This is a genomic window from Draconibacterium mangrovi (genome assembly GCF_010586825.1).
Classification (GTDB): Bacteria; Bacteroidota; Bacteroidia; order Bacteroidales; family Prolixibacteraceae; genus Draconibacterium; species Draconibacterium mangrovi.
In genome coordinates this window covers 403,902-427,022 of the sequence record NZ_JAAAGB010000004.1, presented here as the reverse complement: position 1 = coordinate 427,022, position 23,121 = coordinate 403,902, and the positions used below count along the sequence as shown (strand labels likewise).

At 42.5% G+C, this 23,121-nt stretch carries 16 protein-coding genes; all 16 read left to right on the top strand.

Translation table 11 applies throughout. From position 1 onward, the window contains the following. Positions 1-81: 81 nt before the first annotated feature. The 16 genes from G4420_RS13365 to G4420_RS13290 all read left to right on the top strand — a co-directional run bounded on the left by G4420_RS13365 (position 82) and on the right by G4420_RS13290 (position 22,986). Positions 82-1,341 carry a permease gene (locus tag G4420_RS13365; RefSeq protein ID WP_163324221.1) on the top strand — a complete coding sequence of 420 codons (1,260 nt, stop codon included), beginning with the start codon at positions 82-84 and terminating at the stop codon, positions 1,339-1,341. 92 nt (positions 1,342-1,433) lie between these two features. Continuing rightward, complete coding sequence (locus G4420_RS13360) at positions 1,434-1,808, top strand: HYC_CC_PP family protein (RefSeq protein ID WP_163324219.1); 375 nt, start codon at positions 1,434-1,436, stop codon at positions 1,806-1,808. 80 nt (positions 1,809-1,888) lie between these two features. Next, the gene (locus G4420_RS13355; protein WP_163324217.1) at positions 1,889-5,737 is read left to right on the top strand and encodes an efflux RND transporter permease subunit; all 3,849 of its coding nucleotides are present in this window, start codon (positions 1,889-1,891) and stop codon (positions 5,735-5,737) included. A 2-nt stretch (positions 5,738-5,739) separates the two neighbouring features. Further along, positions 5,740-6,972 (top strand): TolC family protein, encoded by a 1,233-nt coding sequence (locus G4420_RS13350; RefSeq protein ID WP_163324215.1) that lies wholly within the window; start codon positions 5,740-5,742, stop codon positions 6,970-6,972. Between the two features lie 2 nt (positions 6,973-6,974). Continuing rightward, a complete protein-coding gene (locus tag G4420_RS13345) occupies positions 6,975-8,756 on the top strand; it encodes an efflux RND transporter periplasmic adaptor subunit (protein WP_163324213.1) in 1,782 nt (593 codons plus the stop codon). Between the two features lie 34 nt (positions 8,757-8,790). After that, positions 8,791-9,165, top strand: coding sequence for a heavy-metal-associated domain-containing protein (locus G4420_RS13340; RefSeq protein ID WP_163324212.1), 375 nt, complete (start codon positions 8,791-8,793; stop codon positions 9,163-9,165). Between the two features lie 201 nt (positions 9,166-9,366). Then, the gene (locus tag G4420_RS13335; protein WP_163324210.1) at positions 9,367-9,756 is read left to right on the top strand and encodes a DUF302 domain-containing protein; all 390 of its coding nucleotides are present in this window, start codon (positions 9,367-9,369) and stop codon (positions 9,754-9,756) included. Between the two features lie 85 nt (positions 9,757-9,841). Beyond that, entirely contained in the window at positions 9,842-10,279 is a 438-nt protein-coding gene (locus tag G4420_RS13330) for a hypothetical protein (protein WP_163324208.1), read from the top strand. Positions 10,280-10,361: 82 nt separating this feature from the next. Beyond that, positions 10,362-11,906: an efflux RND transporter periplasmic adaptor subunit gene (locus tag G4420_RS13325; RefSeq protein ID WP_163324206.1), complete on the top strand. Its 1,545-nt coding sequence runs from the start codon at positions 10,362-10,364 to the stop codon at positions 11,904-11,906. Between the two features lie 12 nt (positions 11,907-11,918). Next, complete coding sequence (locus tag G4420_RS13320) at positions 11,919-15,020, top strand: efflux RND transporter permease subunit (RefSeq protein ID WP_163324204.1); 3,102 nt, start codon at positions 11,919-11,921, stop codon at positions 15,018-15,020. After that, entirely contained in the window at positions 15,017-16,195 is a 1,179-nt protein-coding gene (locus tag G4420_RS13315) for a TolC family protein (protein WP_163324202.1), read from the top strand. Before G4420_RS13320 ends, G4420_RS13315 begins: the two co-directional genes overlap by 4 nt. A gap of 417 nt (positions 16,196-16,612) precedes the next feature. Next, positions 16,613-17,944 carry a TolC family protein gene (locus tag G4420_RS13310; protein WP_163324200.1) on the top strand — a complete coding sequence of 444 codons (1,332 nt, stop codon included), beginning with the start codon at positions 16,613-16,615 and terminating at the stop codon, positions 17,942-17,944. A 14-nt stretch (positions 17,945-17,958) separates the two neighbouring features. Then, positions 17,959-19,050: an efflux RND transporter periplasmic adaptor subunit gene (locus tag G4420_RS13305; RefSeq protein ID WP_163324198.1), complete on the top strand. Its 1,092-nt coding sequence runs from the start codon at positions 17,959-17,961 to the stop codon at positions 19,048-19,050. 140 nt (positions 19,051-19,190) lie between these two features. Further along, positions 19,191-22,448 carry an efflux RND transporter permease subunit gene (locus G4420_RS13300; protein ID WP_163324196.1) on the top strand — a complete coding sequence of 1,086 codons (3,258 nt, stop codon included), beginning with the start codon at positions 19,191-19,193 and terminating at the stop codon, positions 22,446-22,448. 1 nt (position 22,449) lies between these two features. After that, complete coding sequence (locus tag G4420_RS13295) at positions 22,450-22,761, top strand: hypothetical protein (RefSeq protein WP_163324194.1); 312 nt, start codon at positions 22,450-22,452, stop codon at positions 22,759-22,761. Positions 22,762-22,800: 39 nt separating this feature from the next. Beyond that, on the top strand, positions 22,801-22,986 hold the full coding sequence (locus G4420_RS13290; RefSeq protein WP_163324192.1) for a YgaP family membrane protein: 186 nt from the start codon (positions 22,801-22,803) through the stop codon (positions 22,984-22,986). Positions 22,987-23,121 lie beyond the last annotated feature (135 nt).

Sequence of the window (23,121 nt, the reverse complement as noted above, 5' to 3'; positions counted from 1 at the left end):
AAATCTTATAAATCATTTCCAAAATCGTGTAACAACCCCTTCCCTTCCATTCCCTTACTTTGTATTGTAAAAATTACAAAAATGAATATCGGACAATATATATTGAAGTTTTTAGGCGATTTCGCTACCATTTTGGAAGAAATGGCCCCTTATCTTTTACTGGGTTTTTTCTTTGCAGGACTATTGTATGCATTTATCCCACGCGAAAAAATAGACAAGTATTTTAATGGATCGCCATTTCGTTCATCTATTTTTTCATCATTACTCGGAATCCCGCTGCCTTTATGTTCGTGCGGAGTAATTCCTACCGGAGCAGCTTTGTATAAAAATGGTGCATCAAAAGGAGGAACTGTTTCGTTTATGATTTCCACACCGCAAACCGGTGTCGATTCTATTTTGGCAACGTTTTCGCTTATGGGATTACCATTTGCCATTATTCGTCCGATTGCCGCATTGATTACCGGAATTTCAGGAGGTTTAATAACAAGCGCAATTACAAAAAATGAGCCTGTACAACAGCATGTTGCCGATACTGTTTCAAAACCGAAATCACTGGTACAGAAAGTTAAGGATGTTTTTCGTTACGGTTTTGTGGAGTTTATTCAGGATATTTCAAAATGGCTGATCATTGGTCTGGTTCTGGCCGCGATTATTTCAGCCTTGATACCCAACGATTTCTTTGAACTGTTGAACCTTTCGCCAATACTGCAAATGTTACTGATTTTGGTTGTATCTGTTCCCTTGTATATCTGTGCAACCGGATCGATTCCCTTGGCAGCCATATTAATATTGAAGGGAGTAAGTCCCGGAGCAGCTTTTGTATTGCTTATGGCCGGACCGGCAACCAACGCAGCTACAATTACTATGATTGGAAAAGTATTAGGCAAAAAAAGTCTGTTTACCTATCTCGGAACTATTATAATTGGTGCTTTGGGATCCGGGCTGATCATCGATTACCTGCTGCCTGTACAGTGGTTTACAGAAATTACTCAACAACATTTGGGGCACGATCACGGAACACACCTAAGTTGGTGGCAAATTGCTTCGGGAGTTTTACTTCTGGGACTGATCATAAACGGCTACATCCAGCGATACCGGACTCCAAAAGAACAAGCTGAAACACAATTAAAGAATAATACAATGCAATTAAAAACTATTAAAGTTGAAGGGATGACTTGCAACCATTGCAAGGCAAATGTAGAGAACAACCTGCAAAAACTGGCATTTGTAGAAAGTGCAGTAGTAAACCTTGCCGAAAAAACGGTTACTTTAGAGGGCGACAACATCGACCTGGATAAAGTAAAAGAAACCGTTGAATCGATTGGTTATAAAGCAGTGTAGACATTATTTAAACAAACTTTGCCAAACATTTGGCAGGTTTGTTTAAACCTTTAGTTTTGTAGAATGTTTATTTAGTGAAGTTTAAATTGTAAATGATTAGAAAACTCAGCCATATTATTTTAGTATCTCTGTTGTTGATTTCAACAATGGGATTGGCTGTGAGCAAACATTATTGCCACAGTTCGCTGGTTGATGTTTCTATTTTCGCCCAGGCCGATTCATGCTGCGACGATGGCGGATGTTGTTCCAATGAAAACCATTTCTACCAGGTAAAAGAAGATTTTTCTGCACCGGTAATTTCTACGATTCCGGTTCTGGCCGAAATCGACGTATTGCAGCATTCCTTTATCGATCTTGATTTATTGATTCCTTCTGAGTATTCAGAAGAAAACTTTACTTTAACCGACGATCCTCCACCTCCAACAGTACTCGAATTTCTTGCCGAGGAACAGGTATATCTTTTATGATTTTATTATGATAATTTAACTGATCATGAATGCTCATGATCCGGTTTCTCTATTGTATTAATCTCATAGGATATTAAGATATGCTCAATAAAATCATAAAGTTTTTTCTTGAAAATAAGCTGGTTACCATACTGGTTTTGATCCTACTGGTAAGTTGGGGAATCATAACATCGCCCTTTGGCTGGGATACAGGAGTGCTTCCAAAAGATCCGGTACCGGTTGACGCCATTCCCGATATTGGCGAAAACCAGCAAATAGTATTTACCCAATGGATGGGACGTTCGCCTCAGGATATCGAGGATCAGATTTCGTATCCCTTAACTACTTACTTGTTGGGGATTCCGGGTGTTAAATCAATACGCAGTTCGTCCATTTTCGGATTCTCCAGCATCTACATCATTTTTAACGAAGATGTAGAATTTTACTGGTCTCGTTCGCGGATACTCGAAAAGTTGAATTCATTACCATCGGGACTTTTGCCTGATGGTGTTCAGCCCGCGCTTGGTCCTGATGCTACGGCACTCGGGCAGGTTTACTGGTACACTATTGAAGGGCGCGACAAAGACGATAATCCGACCGGAGGCTGGGATTTGCATGAAATCCGCACGGTACAGGATTACTTCGTGAAGTATTCATTGAATGCCGCTGAAGGTGTTTCTGAAGTCGCTTCCATTGGCGGTTTTGTGCAGGAATACCAGATCGATGTTAATCCGGATGCGCTGAAAGCCTACAACATTCCGCTGCATAAAGTCATGCAGGCCGTTCAGAAATCGAACCGCGATGTAGGTGCCAAAACCATTGAAATCAACCAGGCAGAATACCTCGTTCGCGGACTGGGTTACATTAAAAATGTTGAAGACATTGAAAAAGCCGTGGTTGCGGTTCAGGACAATGTGCCGATTCGGGTGAAAGACATTGCAGTTGTTAGTCTTGGGCCTTCCACCCGCCGTGGTGCGCTCGATAAAGACGGCGCCGAAGTGGTTGGAGGAGTTGTGGTTGCCCGTTATGGGGCAAATCCGCTGGAAGTCATCAACAATGTAAAAGCTAAAATTGCCGAAATTGCACCCGGCCTACCGAAAAAGACACTTGACAATGGCGAGGAAAGCCAACTGACCATTGTTCCGTTTTATGATCGTTCAACACTGATCCAGGAAACACTGGGAACGCTGGAAGAAGCGCTTTCGCTCGAAATTCTGATCGCCATCTTGGTGGTGATTGTAATGGTGCTGAACTTGCGGGCTTCGTTCCTTATATCGAGTTTGCTGCCAATTGCGGTGTTGATGGTTTTTATTGCCATGCGCTATTTCCACGTAGATGCAAATATTGTTGCACTTTCGGGTATCGCCATCGCCATCGGGACCATGGTCGATTTGGGAATTATTCTCTCCGAAAACATTATAAAACACATTGAAGAAGCGCCACCCGGACAAAAACTCATTACAACGGTTTACGACGGAGCTGCTGAAGTAAGTTCAGCAATTTTAACAGCCGTTTCCACAACCATTGTAAGTTTTATACCGGTATTTACCATGCAGGCTGCCGAAGGAAAACTATTTGGCCCACTGGCGTTTACCAAAACATTCGCGTTGGTTTCTGCGCTAATTGTTTCGTTGATATTTCTTCCGGCATTTGCTCACTGGGTATTTGGCGCAAAAATCAAAAAGAAAAACATTGTGCGCTGGTTGAACATTGCCATTATTCCTGCCGGAATTGTAGCACTTTTTGCCGGTTATTTATGGGCCGGCTCACTACTGATCGCTTTTGGAGTTTCCGGATTACTCAACCTGATTTACAGCCAAAATGTAGTGAATACAACAGATGATTCTAAAATCATCGCTTCATTGAAAAAGTTTGGATTGCTGGTTTTAAGATATGCCAGCATCATTATCTCAATAATTGCGGTTGTATGGCTATTGGCCAAATACTGGCTGCCACTGGGAGCTTCAAGAACAATCGTCACCAACTTTATTTTTGTTGGGCTCCTCGTCGGAATTATTTTAGGCGGTTTTCTGCTTCTCGAACATTTCTATAAACGCATTTTAACCTGGTGTCTGGATCACAAAGTTGCATTTCTGCTCATTCCGTCGTTCCTGATCCTTGTCGGAATCACTTCATGGATGGGATTCAGCAATCTGTTTGGCTTCGTTCCGAAAGGTTTTGACAAACTGGGATGGAATGTTCGTACAACAAAAGTTTGGTCTACGCTGGCACATTCTTTCCCGGGAATTGGTAAAGAATTTATGCCGTCGCTGGATGAAGGAAGTTTTCTGTTGATGCCAACATCGATGCCACACTCGGGTATTGCATACAACCAAAAAGTGGTTGGCCAGCTCGATATGTTGCTCACCAATATTCCTGAAGTTGATTTATCGGTTGGAAAATTGGGTCGTGTAGAATCGGCACTCGATCCGGCACCAATTTCGATGTATGAAAATATAATCAACTACAAACCGGAATACATGCTGAATGAAAAAGGGCACCGTGTTCGGTTTAAAGTTGATAAGGACGATCGTTTTGTATTGACGAACGGCGAAAAACTTAACAACGAAGAAGCTTTACAACGTGGAATTACAAGGGATGATTTGATTCCTGATGATAAAGGTGAATACTTCCGTAACTGGCGCGATAAGATAAAATCGCCCGATGATATCTGGACTGAAATTGTGAATGCAACAAAAATTCCCGGCGTGACTTCGGCACCAAAACTTCAGCCAATTGAAACCCGGCTGGTGATGTTACAAACCGGAATGCGCGCTCCGATGGGAATTAAAGTGTACGGACCGGATCTGACAACCATCGAAAATTTTGGAATTCAACTCGAGAATATCCTGAAAACAGTTCCTTCGGTAAAAGCACAGGCTGTTTTTGCCGACCGGATTGTAGGAAAACCGTACTTACTTATAGATATCGATAGGGATAAAATCTCTCGTTACGGTTTAAATGTAGAAGATGTGCAGCAGACCATTGAAACGGCTGTTGGTGGAATGAAAATTACTTCCACGGTAGAAGGACGCGAACGTTTCCCGGTCAGGGTACGTTACCCTCGTGAATTGCGAGACGATCCGGAATCGTTAGGAAAAATACTCATGCAAACACCAACCGGAGCACAAATTCCATTAAGCCAGCTGGTTCATATCAGATATCAGCGCGGTCCGCAGGCCATTAAAAGTGAAGAAACGTTCCTTGTTGGATATGTGCTTTTCGATAAAAATGAAGGATTCTCGGAAGTTACCGTGGTAAACGACGCACAGAAAGTAATTCAGGACAGAATTGATTCGGGAGAATTGACGGTGCCCTCAGGTGTGAGCTACAAATTCTCGGGAAGTTACGAGAACCAGATCCGTGCCGAAAAACGATTGTCGATCATCGTACCAATTGTTTTGATCATTGTTTTCCTGATTTTGTACTTCCAGTTTAAATCGGTCTCCACATCAATGATGGTTTTCTCCGGAATTGCCATGGCGTTCAGCGGAGGATTTCTGATGATCTGGTTGTACGGACAAGGCTGGTTTATGGACTTTTCGGTGTTTGGCATCAATTTCCGCGACCTCTTCCAGATGCACACCATCAACCTCAGTGTGGCGGTGTGGGTCGGATTTATTGCCCTCTTCGGTATTGCCACCGACGACGGCGTGTTGATCGCCACCTACCTCGATCAGAGTTTCGAACGTAACCATCCGCAAAATCTGAAAGAAGTGAGAGCCGCAGTAGTTGAGGCAGGATTACGGAGAATTCGTCCGGCACTGATGACCGTGGGAACAACCATGATTGCTCTGTTGCCTGTACTTACATCCACCGGGCGTGGTTCCGATATAATGATCCCGATGGCGATCCCGTCGTTTGGAGGAATGGCCGTGGCGCTCATCAGCATTTTTGTTGTGCCGGTACTGTACAGCTTCAGGGAAGAACGAAAAATTAAAAAACAGTAAGCATGAAAACTACGATTATACTATTCATTTCATTATTTGTGGCAGGATTTGCAGCAAACGCTCAAACGCTGGAAGATTATTTCCAGGTTGCTGCCGAAAATAATCCCGGGCTGCAGGCCAAATACAAGGATTTTGAAGCTGCCCTGCAAAAAGTACCGCAGGTAAGTTCATTGCCCGATCCAACCTTTTCTTTCGGCTATTTTATTTCGCCGGTAGAAACGCGTGTTGGACCGCAACGGGCAAAATTCTCGTTGAGCCAGATGTTCCCATGGTTTGGAACTTTGGAAGCCCAGGCTGATGCTGCTTCGTTGATGGCCGATGCAAAATACCAGGCATTTCTCGATGCACGCAACCGACTTTATTACAGCGTTTCGGAAGCTTATTACCCATTGATTGAGTTGGGCCGGTTAAAAGCAATTGAACAGAGAAATATCGAAATTCTGCAATCGTATAAAACCATTGCCAACTCGAAATTCAAAAACGGAGTTTCGCCAATGACCGATGTATTACGGGTTGATATTATGCTGAAAGATGCAGAAACCAATCTTGGTATTCTGAATAAAAAGGAAAAACCCTTGCTAGTTGCATTCAATAACTTGCTTAACAGAGACGAGAACGAGGCTGTGGTTCTTCAGGATTCGCTGGCCATGGAATTGTTGCCTGAAAATTTCAGGAGAGATTCTTTACTGACCAACAATCCAATGCTTGACGCAATCGATCTAAAACAACAGGCAAGCGAAAAAAGTGAACTGGCTGCACAAAGGCAGGGACTTCCGAAAGTAGGTGTTGGTCTGGATTACGCAATTGTTGGAAAACGCACCGATATGGAAGTAAAAGACAATGGCAAGAACATATTCATGCCTATGGTTTCGGTTAGTATTCCAATTTTCAGAAAAAAGTACAGAGCAGCAGAAAAAGAGGCGCAACTGATGCAGGAACAATACTCTTTTCAAAAAGAGGAAACCATCAATTCGCTTACCTCGGGATATGAGTCTGTTTGGTTTCAGATTCAGCAGCAAAAAGATTTAATCGATTTGTACGAGGAACAAATCCTTGAAACCGGACAAACGCTGAACCTTCTGTTTAGCGCCTACGGAAATTCGGGAAAAGATTTTGAGGAAGTTTTACGCATGCAGCAACAACTGCTTAAATACGAAAAAATGAAAGCCATGGCAGAATCTCAGTACCAAACCGCTGTGGCAAAAATCAATTACATCACCGCAAAAACATATTAACGATGCATACAAATAGAAAAACAATATTAATAGTTCTGTCAACACTGGCAATTGGATTGTTGCTGGGGTGGTTGATATTTGGTGGCTCAGAAAGCACAGTAACTGAGGAACATCAGCACGAACACAGTGCTGAAGAAGTTGCAGGCGAAACAACCTGGACCTGCTCTATGCACCCGCAAATTCGTCAGCACGAACCCGGCGACTGCCCTATCTGCGGCATGGATTTAATTCCACTGGAAGGAGAGCAAAACAGTGAAATCGATCCGAATGCGGTAAGTATGTCGGCCACGGCCATGCAATTGGCAAATATTCAAACAGCGGTTGTTGGCTCATCAGAACCGCTGAAAGTTGTACGGCTCAACGGGAAAGTACAGGAAGATGAACGCCTGATCTTTTCACAATCGTCGCATATTCCGGGCAGAATTGAGGATTTGATGGTAAATTTTACCGGCGATTATGTAAAAAAAGGACAGGTGATCGCCTCAGTTTATTCACCCGATTTAGTAACCGCGCAGGAAGAGTTGTTTGAAGCACAAAAAATAAAAGATTCGCAACCACAGCTTTTCGAGGCTTCCAAAGAAAAACTAAAAAACTGGAAACTTACCGACGAGCAGATCAATCAGGTTTTAGCATCCGGAACAGCACAACAAACATTTGATGTAATGGCTGAAGTTTCTGGATATATAACACTAAAAAAAGTTAACACCGGCGACTATGTTCGAAGGGGGCAAGCGATTTACGAGATTGCTGACCTTTCACGAGTTTGGGTACTTTTTGATGTGTATGAATCGGACTTGCCGTGGATTAAAAAAGGCGATAAAGTAAGTTATACGATCGAGTCGCTGCCGGGTGAAACATTTGAAGGAACTATCGATTACCTCGATCCGGTTATCAATCCAAGAACAAGAGTTGCCAAAGCGCGCATTGTTCAATCCAATAAGGGCTTAAAACTGAAACCTGAAATGTTCGTATCGGGGAAAGTGGACGCAAAATTGCCACAAACCGATGCTGTTGTGGTACCGAAAACAGCTGTAATGTGGACGGGTGAACGCTCGGTAGTTTATGTAAAATCGGAAACCGACCAGGGCGTGTATTTTAATATGCGCGAGGTGGACCTCGGCCCTGCCCTTGGCGAAAGTTATGTTATTGAAAACGGCCTTCAGATAGGCGAAGAAATTGCTGTTAACGGGACATTTAGTATTGATGCGGCGGCACAGCTGGCAGGCAAACCAAGTATGATGAGCCCCGAAGGAGGCACTGCCCCAACAGGTCACAACCACGGTGGAATGGACATGGGCAACGACGAGCAAAATGTAACGATTGAATCAGTAGAAGTTGATCCGGCATTTGTAAAACAACTTACCGCATTTTACGAGGACTACCTAAAAATGAATGAGGCTTTTATTGCAACAGATGCAGCCAAAGTAAGTGCGGAAGCAAAGAACACCTTCAAAGCTCTTGCAGCTATTAAAATGGAATTGTTGAAAGGCGATACACATATGGCCTGGATGGATCAACTAAATGTTTTGAAACCATCATTACAAAAAATTGGCAACAGCACCAACATTGATGAGCAAAGATTAGAATACGCCACATTTAACCAGGCGTTCTACAAAAGTCTGAAAATGTTCGGTTTGGATAACGACACTACTTATTACCAGTACTGCCCGATGGCCAACGGCGACCAGGGAGCCTATTGGTTTAGCGCTGAAAAGGAAATCCGAAATCCCTATTTCGGAGATATGATGCTGAGTTGCGGGGAAACCCGGGAAATCATAAAATGATATTTAATTTATTAACCATTAAAATTTTAATAGAATGAAAACAAAAGTTTTAAGTTTAGTAGCCCTTTTTATGATGGGCGCATTTACCGTTTTTGCAGGAAATAAAACGGAGAAAATTAAAGTTTACGGAAACTGCGGAATGTGCGAAACCCGCATTGAAAAAGCTGTTAACGCAGTTGAAGGTGTTTCGAAAGCAGATTGGAACAAAGAAACCAAAATGCTTGAAGTGACTTTCGATGATGCAAAAACCAACATCCACAAAGTTCACATGGCCGTTGCTGCTGTTGGTCACGACACCGATATGCACAAAGCAAAAGACGAAGTTTACGACAAACTTCCAGGCTGTTGCAAATACGACCGTGCTGCCGAAACTAAATCCGAAGAAGGACACGAAGGACATATGCATTAATTTTCTATTGAATAAAAAGAGAGGGTTTCATTAGTTGTGAAACCCTTTTTTGTGGCCAAAATTCACAGTTTGTCGAAATATTTCTACAAACAAATGTCAACTATTTTACGAAACGCCACGTAAACAATACGCTAACCAAACCTGTTAGGAATGGCATGGTTTTATAAGCGTATAAAGCAACACACTTTAAAATATTAAGAGATGAAGTATTATATTGAAACAACCATTGAAACTGACTTTGATTCAGCAGTAGAAAAAGTTAAAGAAGAACTTAAAAAAGAAGGCTTTGGAGTATTATCAGAAATTGATATTCACGAAAAACTAAAAGAGAAACTGGATGTGGATTTCAGAAAATACAAAATTCTTGGTGCCTGCAATCCGCCAAACGCATTTGAAGCACTGAAAGCAGAAGAACATATCGGATTAATGCTGCCCTGTAATGTTGTGGTTCAGGAATCGTCGCAACCAGGCAAAATTATGGTTTCTGCCATCGATCCGGTTGCATCAATGATGGCTGTTGACAATTCATCTATCGAACCAATTGCTCACCTCATTAAAGATAAGCTTGCACGTGCTATCGAACAGCTGTAATTTTTGTTAAGAGAAACAAAAAGCCCCTTTTCTGCTACTTTTTATTATTTTTGTTTTCCTCGGAATAGAACTAAACGATTAGAGCTTGAAAAAAACTATAAATCATATCGGAAGTTTTTTACTGATTTTTGCAGGAGCGATTATACTGTCGCATGCTTTTATCCCGCATCATTTGCACAGCGGGCAGGCAGTTATCGAAACATCCGAATGTAAGTGTTTTTATCACCATCATGAAACATCTGCTCAGACAGCAAGTTGTACGCACGACCATTCCGAAGGTGAATCGACTGACTGCGCACTTCACAACCTGCTGGTACTTCCGGGGAAACAAATCAGAGCCGACCAGCCACTAATTATTACCACGCTGCAACACACATACTGCTCGTTGCTGATAACCGGCCTGTTTAATGCCAATTTGGATATTGACAAAAGTAACTGGCAATACCACATTGAAGGGACCATTCCCCTACCCACAAACATTTACACTTCCACGAAGGGGCTTCGTGCTCCTCCTGTAGTTTAATTTTCCTACCCCGATTCTATTCAGATTCTGTTGAATCAAAACTCTGGTTATTATTTTTTGGAAAATTAAATAGCAATAAAAAATGAAATTGAAATATTTATGGGTGGCATCAATCGCTTTTCTTTTGTTTTCATGCCATCAAAACTCACCCCGTAGTAGCGAAGCTGAACACGATCACGAACACGAAGCGGAAGCAGCAGAAAGTGAACACGAACACGAGAAAATTCAGTATACCACATACAGCAGCGATTTTGAATTGTTTGCTGAAGCCGATGCCATGATAACTGGCGAACACGCTGATATCCTGGCACATTTTACTTTTCTCGATAATTTTAAACCGCTAGAAGCAGGAAAAATAACGGCAAAACTTGTCGTAAATGATAAAACGGTAAGCCAAACGCTGAATGAACCGCTTCGGAAAGGCATTTACAGCTTCGAACTTGAGCCTACTACTGCGGGTGAAGGCAAATTGTATTTTAATATCGAAACCGAAGGCGAACAGTTTGAGGTAATCGTTCCCGATGTGGACGTTTTTGCCAACGATGAAGAACTCCACAACCATCACGATCACGGAGATGAGCCTTCGGCAGTAAATGCCACCGTATTCACAAAAGAACAATCGTGGAAGATTGATTTTGCAACGGCTTTGCCACTGGAACAGGAATTCGGGCCAGCAATAAAAACAGTAGCAAAAATTGAACCTGCACGCGGCGAAGAAGAGATTATTGCTGCCAAAGCTTCCGGTTTGGTATTGTTTACCAACAACAATTTGGTTGAAGGAAAACAAGTTGCCAATGGCGAAAAACTTTTCACGATTTCTTCGAGCGAAATGGCCGAAAACAACTTTGTGGTTCAATTGGCTGAAGCCAAAAGCAATTATGAAACCAGCAAAGCCAATTACGAGCGTAAGTCAGAGCTGGTAAAAGATCGTCTGGTAACGGAGCAGGAATTGTTGAATGCAAAAAATGCCTACGAAACCAGTAAAGCTGTTTACGAAAATTTGTCGAAGAACTTCAATGAATCCGGTCAAATGGTGAAGAGTAAAATGAGCGGTTTTGTGAAACAGATTTTTGTGAGTAACGGACAATATGTGGCTGCCGGCCAGCCCTTGGTGAGCATCAGTCAAAACAACAAATTGTTGCTTACCGCGCAGGTGCAACAAAAATATCTATCGTTGTTGCCATCTATAAATACGGCCAACATCACCACCATACACGACAAAAAAACATACACGCTGGATGAGTTAAACGGGAAGATCCTTTCTTATGGAAAGTCGGCAAACGATGATTCGTACCTGTTTCCGGTAAGTCTGGAAATAGGAAATCGTGCGGGTTTTGCACCGGGCACTTTTGTTGAAGTATTTCTGAAAACAATGACTAATTCAAAAGCGATTACCGTTCCGAACACTGCATTGCTGGAAGAGCAAGGCATTTACTATGTTTTTGTACAGGTAACACCCGAAATGTTCGAAAAACGCGAGGTAAAAATCGGTGGAATCGATGGTTTGCGAACCGAAATAACAGCGGGATTGAATGCCGATGAGCGAATTGTAACACAAGGTGCAATGCAGGTAAAACTGGCAAAATCAACCGGAGCTTTGGATCCGCATGCCGGACATGTTCACTAAAAGACAATCACTATGATTAACAATATTATAAAGTTCTCGCTGAACAACAAATACCTTATTATTTTGTGCTCGGTGGTTCTGGTGGTGTTCGGCGTATACACGGCTAAAAATATGGATATTGACGTGTTTCCCGACCTTACGGCGCCTACCGTAATTGTAATGACCGATGCACATGGAATGGCTCCCGAAGAAGTGGAGCGCCTGGTTACCTACCCCATTGAAACAGCAGTAAACGGAGCCATGGGCGTACGTCGCGTACGTTCATCTTCAGGTCTGGGCTTTTCATTTGTGTGGGTCGATTTCGATTGGGGCACCGACGTTTACAAAGCACGCCAGGTGGTTAGTGAAAAACTGATTACCGTACAGGAAGCAATGCCTGAAAATGTGGGTGACCCCATTCTGGCGCCACAGTCGAGCGTTATGGGCGAAATATTTTTTATGAGCCTGCAAGCGGATTCTACGGATCTGATGACTCTGCGTTCAATCGCCGAATGGGATATCCAGCCGGTAATACTCGCAACAGGTGGAGTTTCGCAGGTAACCATTATTGGCGGCGATTACAAACAGTACCAGGTGCTGGCCGATCCGCTAAAAATGAATTTTTACGGCGTTTCCATCAACGAGCTGGCCAACGCTTGTCGCGAAATGAGCCAGAATTCAACAGGTAAAATCGTGCGCGAGCATGGCAACGAATATGTAGTTCGCGGAGTGGCCCGTACCTCAAATCCCGAAGAACTTGGAAATACTTTCGTAAAAACAATAAACGGGAAACCGATTCGGGTAAACGATGTTGCCGAAGTAAAAATTGGCAGCGCCGTTAAAATGGGCTACGCTTCGCATAATGCAAAAAAGTCGATTATTATTTCCGTTTCGAAACAGCCCAATACCAATACGCTCGAGGTTACAGAAAAAATCGAACAAAAACTGGAGGCTATGAAAGCCACGCTGCCGCCCGATGTAACCATAAATACAAAAATTTTTCGTCAGGCGGATTTTATCGAAACTTCGGTTAATAACGTACAACGTGCGCTGTTGGAAGGTGCCGTGCTGGTTATCGTCATCCTGTTTTTGTTTTTGGGAAGTTTTAGAACAACAGTGATTTCACTGCTTGCAATTCCGCTTTCTTTACTCGGGTCGGTGATTGTACTGAACCTGCTTGGGCTTAATATCAACACCATGAGTTTGGGTGGTATGACCATCGCCATTGGTTCGCTGGTTGACGATGCCATTATCGATGTGGAGAACGTATACAAACGTCTTCGGCAAAATTTCCTGTTACCAAAAGGCGAACGGCAAAGTTCTTTCACTGTGGTTTACGAAGCCTCAAAAGAAATCAGGGCTTCCATTTTAAATGCAACCCTCATTATTATCGTTGCATTTATGCCGCTATTTTTCCTTTCGGGAATGGAGGGCCGCATGCTAAAACCGCTTGGTATTGCTTACATTGTTTCGTTGTTTATGTCGCTGATTGTTGCCATGACATTAACGCCTCTGCTTTCAAAAATGATGCTGTCGGGCGACAACTATTTATCCCGAAAATCAAAAGAAAGCTGGCTGGCACGAAACCTTTCGGCAGGCTACGAACGTTCGTTGGTTTGGGTGCTGAACCACAAAAAAGTGGTGATATTCCCGATTCTCGGTTTGTTTGTGGTTTCGCTGTTTATTTTCTCGGGTTTTGGGCGTAGTTTCTTACCCGAATTTAACGAAGGTGCCTTAACGCTATCGGTTATAACACAACCAGGTACATCTCTGGAAGAAAGCGACAAACTGGGTTCACTCGTTGAAACCGAGATGCTTTCCATTCCAGAAGTTAGCAGCACTGCCCGACGAACCGGACGTGGCGAACTGGACACACACTCGCAAAGTACCAACAGTGCCGAAATTGATGTGAATTTTACACTGAACGACCGCGAACTGGAGACATTTTTGCAAGATGTTCGCAGCAAACTTTACGGAATTCCGGGAATTGCCTTTACCGTTGGGCAGCCTTTGGGGCACCGCATCGACCACATGCTTTCGGGAACCCGCGCCAACATTGCCATTAAACTGTTTGGCTCCGATCTAAACCGCATGTTCCAAATGGGTAACGATATTAAAGCACACATTGTTGATATCGATGGTCTGGTAGACGTGAACGTTGAACAGCAGGTTGAAATTCCACAGATTCAAATTCGTCCAAATCGTGATATGCTGGCTTTTTATGGCATTTCAATTCATGAATTCAACGAATTTGTTGATATAGCACTCGGTGGTGAAAAAATGGCTGACATTTACGCGGGACAACAAACATACGATTTGCTGCTTCGTTACAAAACCGATTACACCGACCAGCTGGAAGGCATTAAAAATGCACTGATCGATACTTACGATGGGAAAAAAGTACCACTTAACCAGGTAGCAGAAATTGTTTCGGCCAGCGGACCAAATTCCATCAGTCGCGAAAATGTAAAACGTAAACTGGTAATTTCCGCCAACGTTGCCGGTCGCGATTTGCACAGTGTGGTTGAAGCGATCAAACAAAGTGTAAACGAGAATATCGACTTGCCGGAAGGTTATCGTGTGGAATATGGCGGACAGTTTGAAAGTGAGGAAAAAGCTTCACGTATGTTGCTGCTCACTTCTATTGCCGCACTTTTTGTCATTTTCCTGCTTTTATTCCAGGAATTCAAAAACTTTAAACTGGCAGGTATCATTTTGCTGAATTTACCGCTGGCATTGATCGGTGGAATTTTTGCCATCATGCTTACTTCCGGGATGCTGAGTATTCCGGCAATTATTGGCTTTATAACACTTTTTGGTATCGCTACACGAAACGGGATTCTTTTGGTATCGCGTTATCAAAGTTTGGAGCAAGAGGGCGAAAAGCTTTACGAAACGCTGGTACACGGATCAAAAGACCGTTTGTTACCCATTTTAATGACGGCGCTAACAGCTGCATTGGCGCTAATTCCGTTGGCAATGAATGGCGATTTACCGGGTAACGAAATCCAAAGCCCAATGGCACAGGTAATTTTAGGAGGTTTACTAACATCAACCATTCTGAATATTTATGTAGTGCCCATCGTTTACTATGCTTTAAGCAAAAATGGAAACATTAAAAAGGATTCGAAATGAAACAACTAATATTCACAATTATATCGATTCTAACGTTCAGCCAATTTGCGTCAGCGCAAAGTAGCATCGAAACATTGTTGACCGAGATTGAGAATAGCAACACCACCCTTTCGGCGCTTAGAAAAATGGTTGACGCTGAAAAAATGGGCAATAAAACAGGTATTCAACTGCAAAACCCTGAAGTGGAGTTCCATTATTTGTGGGGCGATCCCTCGGCCATTGGTAACCGCACAGATATCAGCGTTCAGCAGTCGTTTGATTTTCCATCGGCTTATGCCTACCGCAACCAGATTGCAGACATGAAAAATGAGCAGGCTGAACTGGAGTACAAAAAGCAGAAGATGGATATTTTCCTTCAGGTGCGTTTATTTTGTGCAGAACTCACTTACCAGAATGCACTGCGGGCGGAATACCAAAAACGACAGGAAAATGCCAGCCAGATTGCAAAGTCAGTTGAAACAAAACTGAATGCCGGAGAAGCCAATATTCTGGATCAAAACAAAGCAAAAGTTACGCTTTTGAATACGGAAGCTGAACTTCGCCACATTGAGATTCAGCGACAAACTCTACTGCAACAGTTGGCAACTCTAAACGGTGGCAATGAAGTCAGTTTTGAGGAGACGACTTTTCAATCTGTTCCGATCGATAACGATTTTGAGCAGTGGGCTACGCAGGCAGCTGTTAACAATCCGGTGCTGGCCTGGTTAGAACAGGAAATTGCCATTTCTGACAAAAACACGCAATTGCAGAAAGCGCAAAGTCTGCCCAAACTAAATGCAGGTTATATGAGCGAAAAAGTAGTTGGCGAACATTTTCAGGGTGTTTCGGTGGGCGTTTCAATACCATTGTTTGAGAATAAAAACACGGTGAAATATGCTCAGTTAAAAAACGAAGCGGCCCAACAACGTGAGACGGATGCAAAGCTACGTTTTTACAACGAGATGAAAACGCTACATACCAAAGCCATCGCAATACAGCAAAACATTACACAGTTTCGTGAGCAGCTATCGTTGCAAAACGATTTGGAATTGTTGCGTAAAGCGCTGGATAAAGGTTCTATTTCGCTTACTGAGTATCTATTTGAGCTGACTGTGTATTACGACAGCCTGGAGAAATTGCTTGAAATGGAAAAAGAATTAAGCACTACCAGGGCGCAATTGCTAATATACCGCTAAACACTGCAACAATAAACTTTTTATAAGGATGTCGTCTTTTTACAGAGATGACATCCTATTTCCAATTCTGTACACAAATTGGAACTTCTCTCCTACTTCTAAACCCTTCAAATTCAAACCAATTCCAGTTAACATTGAAATAATGTTCACAATTGCTATGTAATTCATCCCCTAAATCAATTTTATCGCCTCATAGAATTAATTTATCAACTCACAGTAACTATAAGAATCAGAATACGTTACTACACTTAGCTTTTACATAAATTTTGGAATGCTAATAGTCGTACAAATCAACAACCTATTATCGTAATAGATTTCAAAAATGATCAATCAATTATTTATATATCTATTTATGTAGATATTTGCATCTAATAACATATATTTGCGGCGAAAAAAGAATCAAAAACGATTACAAATATGTCAACACAAAAATTCAATTACCTTATTTTATTGCTGTTATTAACGCCGGCAATAGTAAAGGCACAACCAAGACCATTAAGTTTGAGCGAGGCCATTACCCTTGCTGAAGAAAACAACCTTAATGTAAAAAGTGCTGAAGCCCGTGTGGAAGCCGCACGCGCCCGCTACCGAATGACAAACTCTGTTTTTTTACCAGGAGTTGAAGCGAGTCACACCGGAATGTCAACCAACGACCCGCTAAATTCTTTTGGTTTTAAATTGAAACAAGAGATTGTAACGCAACAAGATTTTAATCCTGATCTGCTGAATGATCCGGGAAGTATCGAGAATTTCCAGACAAAAATCGAGCTGCAGCAGCCATTGCTGAACCTCGACGGAATTTATGCCCGTAAAGCAGCCAAAAATCAACTGGATGCTTTAGCGTTTCAGAATAACAGGGTTAAACTGAACATTAAATACGAAGTAAAAAAAGCTTACTACATGTTGGAGCTGGCCGAGTCGTCAGTTGAGGTACTGGAAAAATCAGTAGCTGTTGCAGAAGAAGCTTTACGATTAACACAAAATAATGCCGCACAGGGATTTGCTAAAGAAGCAGATGTACTTGAAGCTTCTGTTCGTGTTGAAGAACGCAAGAACCAATTACTGGAAGCGCAAAACCAGCGACAAACTGCCAACGACTTTTTGGCTTACCTGTTGGGCATGGAATTCAGCGAAGTGATTGAAACCACCGATTCACTGATTCAACCGCCAATGCAGGTGATTATCGACCGGAATTCAGTAAACCTGGAAAGCCGTTCGGACATGCTCGCTTATCAAAAACAAATCGAGGCCGGCGAGAACATGGTTAAATCGAACAAAATGAAATTCGTTCCTCGCCTGAATGCTTTTGGAGCATTTGAATGGAACGACGAATCGTTGTTCGGAACTTCAGCGAATAACTACATGGTTGGAGCATCTCTAAGCTGGAGCTTGTTTAGTGGATATAAAAATGCAGGAGCCATTCAACATGCAACCGCTCAACTGGACGAAGCACGAATTAACTACGAAGATTACCTGTCTCAAAGCCAAATAGAAATCAATCGTGCTACCCGTAAAATGGAACTCAATTATAACCGAATCCAATCGAGCAAACTGGCAAAAAATCAGGCTCAGGAGTCATTACGAATCCGCACAAACCGTTTTGAACAAGGACTGGAAAAAACTGCCGATCTGCTAATGTCGGAAGCCCTCACCTCACAAAAAGAACTAGAATACATTCAAGCCATTTATAATTACAAGCAAGCCATTTTTGAGATGGAATTGCTTATAGAACAAGATATTAACGAATAAACGCCATACTAAAAATGAAGACACTAGTACAAAAATCAAAATTCATAATTGCAATTGCATTGGTATCAATAATTGCAATCTCATGTGGGAACAAAGAGAAAGAACACACCACGGTATCGCAAGAAAAAGTTACAGCACAAACAGCTGTTGCCAACCTTGCTGATTACCCGGTAGTACATAGTTTTTCGGGCAAATTGGAAGCCGATAAACAAAGTAATTTAAGCACCCGTATCATGGGTCAAATTCAGCGTATTTACGTAAAACCAGGTCAGAAAGTAAACCAGGGCGATCTGTTGATCCAGATCAGAAACCAGGATATTCTGGCAAAAAAAGCACAGGTTGAAGCAAGCAAAGTTGAAGCAAGCACCGCTTACGAAAGCGCAGAAAAAGACCTGAAACGTTACGAAGCACTATACGAAGCAAACAGTGCATCGGACAAAGAGATGGACGACATGCGCACGCGTTACGACATGGCTAAAGCACGTTTGGCTGCCGTTGAACAAATGGAAAACGAAGTGGAGGAAAACATGCGTTATGCATCGATTCGTGCACCTTACAGCGGAGTTATTACAACCAAATTTGTTCAGGAAGGCGACATGGCCAATCCGGGAATGCCATTGTTGAGCATGGAAAGCCCGTCGCAGTGGAAAGTAATTGCACGCGTTCCTGAAGCCGACATCGCAAAAGTTCAGTTGAACGATGCCGTAAAAGTGAAATTCACTTCAGCAAATGCAGAATTGGACGGAAAAATCATTGAAATAAATCCATCAACAACAAATACCGGCAACCAATACATGGCAAAGGTTTTAGTTAACGTTCCTGAAAACTGTACAGCAAAATTGTACAGCGGAATGTATGCCGAAGTGTTGTTTGAATATGGAACTCAAAAACGCATCCTGGTTTCAGAATCAGCACTGATCCACCGTGGTCAGCTGGTTGGAATTTACGCTGTTGGTCAGTCGGGAAATGCCTTGCTTCGCTGGGTAAAAACCGGTAAAACATTTGGCGACAAAATTGAGATCATCTCAGGTTTATCGGATGGAGAACAATATGTTGTGAAATCTGACAGCAAACTTTTTGACGGAGCAATTATAGCTTCTAACTAACAAAAAGGTAATTCCTAAGTGAATTACCCCTGTCGCTTCTGCAAAGCCCTTGTTCCGTCAGCCGACGGAGACAATCGGAACAAAGTGACGATAGGGGGTCTATTAAACAGAACTTAAAAAATGAATTTAAGAGAAAAAAAATGAAAACAGGATTTGCCGGCGGAATAGCCAGACAATTTATAAATTCAAAATTAACGCCGCTGTTGATGGTCGCATTTATGGCGATCGGTATTTACAGCTCGTACCTGACTCCCCGTGAGGAGGAACCGCAAATTGACGTACCAATTGCCGATATCCTCTTTAGCTACCCGGGAGCCAGCCCGAAAGAAATTGAATCCCGCGTAATGCAACCGCTCGAAAAAGTGGTGGCCAATATTCCGGGAGTTGAATACGTATACTCTACCTCAATGCCGGGTCAGGCCATGCTTATCGTTCAGTTTTATGTTGGAGAAGACATTGAACGCTCGTTGGTAAAAATGTACAACGAAATTATGAAGCACATGGACCAGATGCCGCACGGAACAAGTTTGCCTTTGGTTAAAACACGTTCGATCGACGATGTGCCGGTGTTGGGACTGACTTTCTGGAGCGAGAATTACGACGATTACCAGTTGAAAAGAATCGCACAGGAAGTAAATAACGAAATTGAACAGGTTACCGATGTTTCGGAAACAAAGGTAATTGGTGGCCGCTCACGTCAGATCCGCGTGATGCTGAACAACGGAGCGATGGCTCGTTACAATGTTGATGCATTGAGTATTGCACAGAAAATACAGATTGCAAACCAGCAATTCAATACCGGTGCTTTTAATAAAAATGATGTGGAATACCTGGTTGAAGCGGGTGAATTTCTGCAAACTTCAGATGATGTTTCCAACCTTGTTGTTGGTATCCACAACGGAAGTCCGGTTTACCTGAAACAAGTTGCCGAAATTCTTGACGGTCCTGAAGAACCGATTCAATATGTGAATTTTGGTTACGGATCGATGGATGAAAAGAAAAATGAATTTGCAGGCGACTATGGAGCAGTTACTATTTCAGTAGCGAAACGCCGTGGAGCTGATGCCATGAAAGTTGCTGACCAGATTCTGGAAAAAATCAGCCATCTTGAAAAAGACCTTATCCCCTCAGACGTGCATGTTGATGTAACCCGTAACTACGGAGAAACAGCGTCGCACAAAGTATCGGAACTGTTGATGCACCTTGCCGGAGCAATTATTGCCGTAACTTTTGTGGTAATGCTTGCCATGGGTTGGCGCGGCGGACTGGTTGTGTTCCTGTCGGTACCGATTACTTTCGCACTAACCATGTTCAGCTACTATTTCCTCGATTACACACTGAACAGGATTACACTTTTTGCGCTGGTTTTTGTAACCGGTATTGTGGTCGACGACTCGATAATTATTGCCGAAAACATGCACCGGCACTTTAAAATGAAAAAATTGCCGTTCATTCAGGCTGCTTTACGCTCGATCGATGAAGTGGGTAACCCAACAATTCTGGCCACATTTACAGTAATTGCAGCTGTATTGCCAATGGTTTTCGTTTCAGGGTTAATGGGGCCTTACATGAGTCCGATGCCAATTGGAGCTTCTATCGCCATGATCTTTTCTTTGCTGGTAGCACTAACGATTACACCATATCTGGCATTCCGTTTACTGAAAGTTGTTGAGAAAGACGACAAGGTAAAAAAGGCATTCAAACTTGAAAATTCGCCGATTTACAAGATCTACTATAAAACGATGCAACCGATGTTGGAATCATCGTGGAAACGCTGGACATTTATCGGTACCATCACATTTTTCCTGTTGGCTTCAATGACACTGGTTTATTTCAAAATGGTAGCCGTAAAAATGCTTCCGTTCGATAATAAAAATGAATTTCAGGTAATTATCGACATGCCTGAAGGAACCACGCTTGAGCGCACTGCTGCCGTTACAAAAGAACTGGCAGCCTACATTGCTCAGCAGGAAGAGGTATTAAATTACCAGTCGTACGTCGGAACCGCTTCGCCAATGAACTTTAATGGTTTGGTTCGTCACTACGATTTACGAAGAGGTTCGAATGTTGCTGATATTCAGGTAAACCTTACTGACAAAACTGAGCGAAAAGCGCAAAGTCACGACATTGCAAAAGCCATGCGTCCGGGTATTCAGCAGCTGGCAAAAAAATTCAATGCCAACGCAAAAGTTGTTGAAGTTCCACCGGGGCCACCGGTACTTTCAACACTGGTTGCTGAAATTTACGGTCCTGATTACGATCAACAAATTGAGGTTGCCCACCAGGTAAAAGACCTGTTTGCCAATACCGCGGATGTGGTAGATATCGACTGGCAAGTGGAAGACGACCAGGTGGAATATAAATTTAATGTATTGAAAGAAAAGGCGGCTTTGGCCGGCATTTCAACACAACAAGTGGTAAACAGTGTTGCCATGGCTCTTGGCGGTCAGGAAGTCACACAACTTTACGCAGAGAAAGAACACGAGCAGGTTGGCATTGCATTACGTTTTTCTGAAGATGAACGTTCGAGCATTGAGGATCTTAAGAAAATAAATATCATGAGCATGACCGGCCAGAAAGTGGCGCTTGGCGATGTTGTTGAAATAAAAGAAGAAATTCAGGATAAAAGCATTTACCGTAAAAACCAGAAACGCGTGGTTTATGTAACTGCCGATATTGCAGGAGCACTGGAAAGCCCGGTATACGGAATTCTTGATATGAGCAACAATCTCGATAAAATCCAGCTACCTGAAGGTTACACGCTTAACGAAGAGTTCACACAACAGCCGTTTGTACAAGATAATTACAGCCTGAAATGGGACGGTGAGTGGCAAATTACCTACGAAGTATTTCGCGATCTGGGCGCTGCATTTGCAGTAGTTCTGTTGGTAATTTACTTGTTAATCATTGGATGGTTCCAGAACTTTACGGTTCCGTTTGTAATGATGGTTGCCATTCCGCTTTCATTGGTTGGTATTTTAATCGGCCACTGGCTGATGGGAGCTTTCTTTACAGCAACTTCAATGATCGGATTGATTGCACTGGCGGGAATTATGGTCCGAAACTCCATACTGCTCATCGACTTTATAAACCTCCGGCTTAAAGACGGAGCGCCGCTAAAAGACGCAGTAATCGAGGCCGGTGCAGTGCGAACCACTCCTATCCTGCTTACTGCCGGAACCGTTGTAATCGGTGCTGTAGTGATTTTATTCGACCCCATTTTCCAGGGATTGGCGATTTCATTAATGGGTGGAACAATTGCATCTACATTCTTAACGCTGGTTATTGTTCCGCTGATTTATTACATGACTGAGAAGAAAAAATACCCGGTAGAAGAAGCTCCGGTAGCTGAAACTCCGAAAACTGAAAATAACTTATCTAACGAAGAGGAAAATTAAAATGATGAAATTTATAATTATTCAGAGCGCCGAAGCTTATCATCATGAGCTGGAGCAGATCTTTCGCGACATCCACATCAATTCGTACAGCGAATTACCGGTTGACGGTTTTATGGAAAGCGCCGATGGACACTCAGATATTTCCAACTGGTTTGGATCGTCAAAAAATCCGTACCGCTATTTCATTTCATTTACCTTTTTGGAGGAGGATAAAGCAAATGAACTCCTTGAGCGAATAAAAGTATTTAATGAAGAAGCTGAAGGAATAAGCCCAATAAGTGCCTATATATCAGCTATTGAGAAATTTGTATAATCACCATTTTAATATAGATATCAATAAAAAAACAATAATATGATGAAAGAGAGAATAGTACGCGCAGTTGCAGGAATATTTGTGTTGACAAGCATTCTATTGGCCATATTCGTTAATATATACTGGCTTGGCCTGGCAGGTTTTGTTGGATTGAATTTATTTCAATCATCAATCACCAAATTCTGCCCATTGGAACTTATCCTTGAAAAGGCAGGAGTAGAATAGCTCTGCAATAAAATGCGTAACATAAAAGGTTGTCTGTATCAGGCAACCTTTTTGTATTTATTATAATAATTCTTTGGTAACTTTCAGTAATTTCCCCTAACTTGTAGTACATACCAACTCAAATAAAATCGTAGA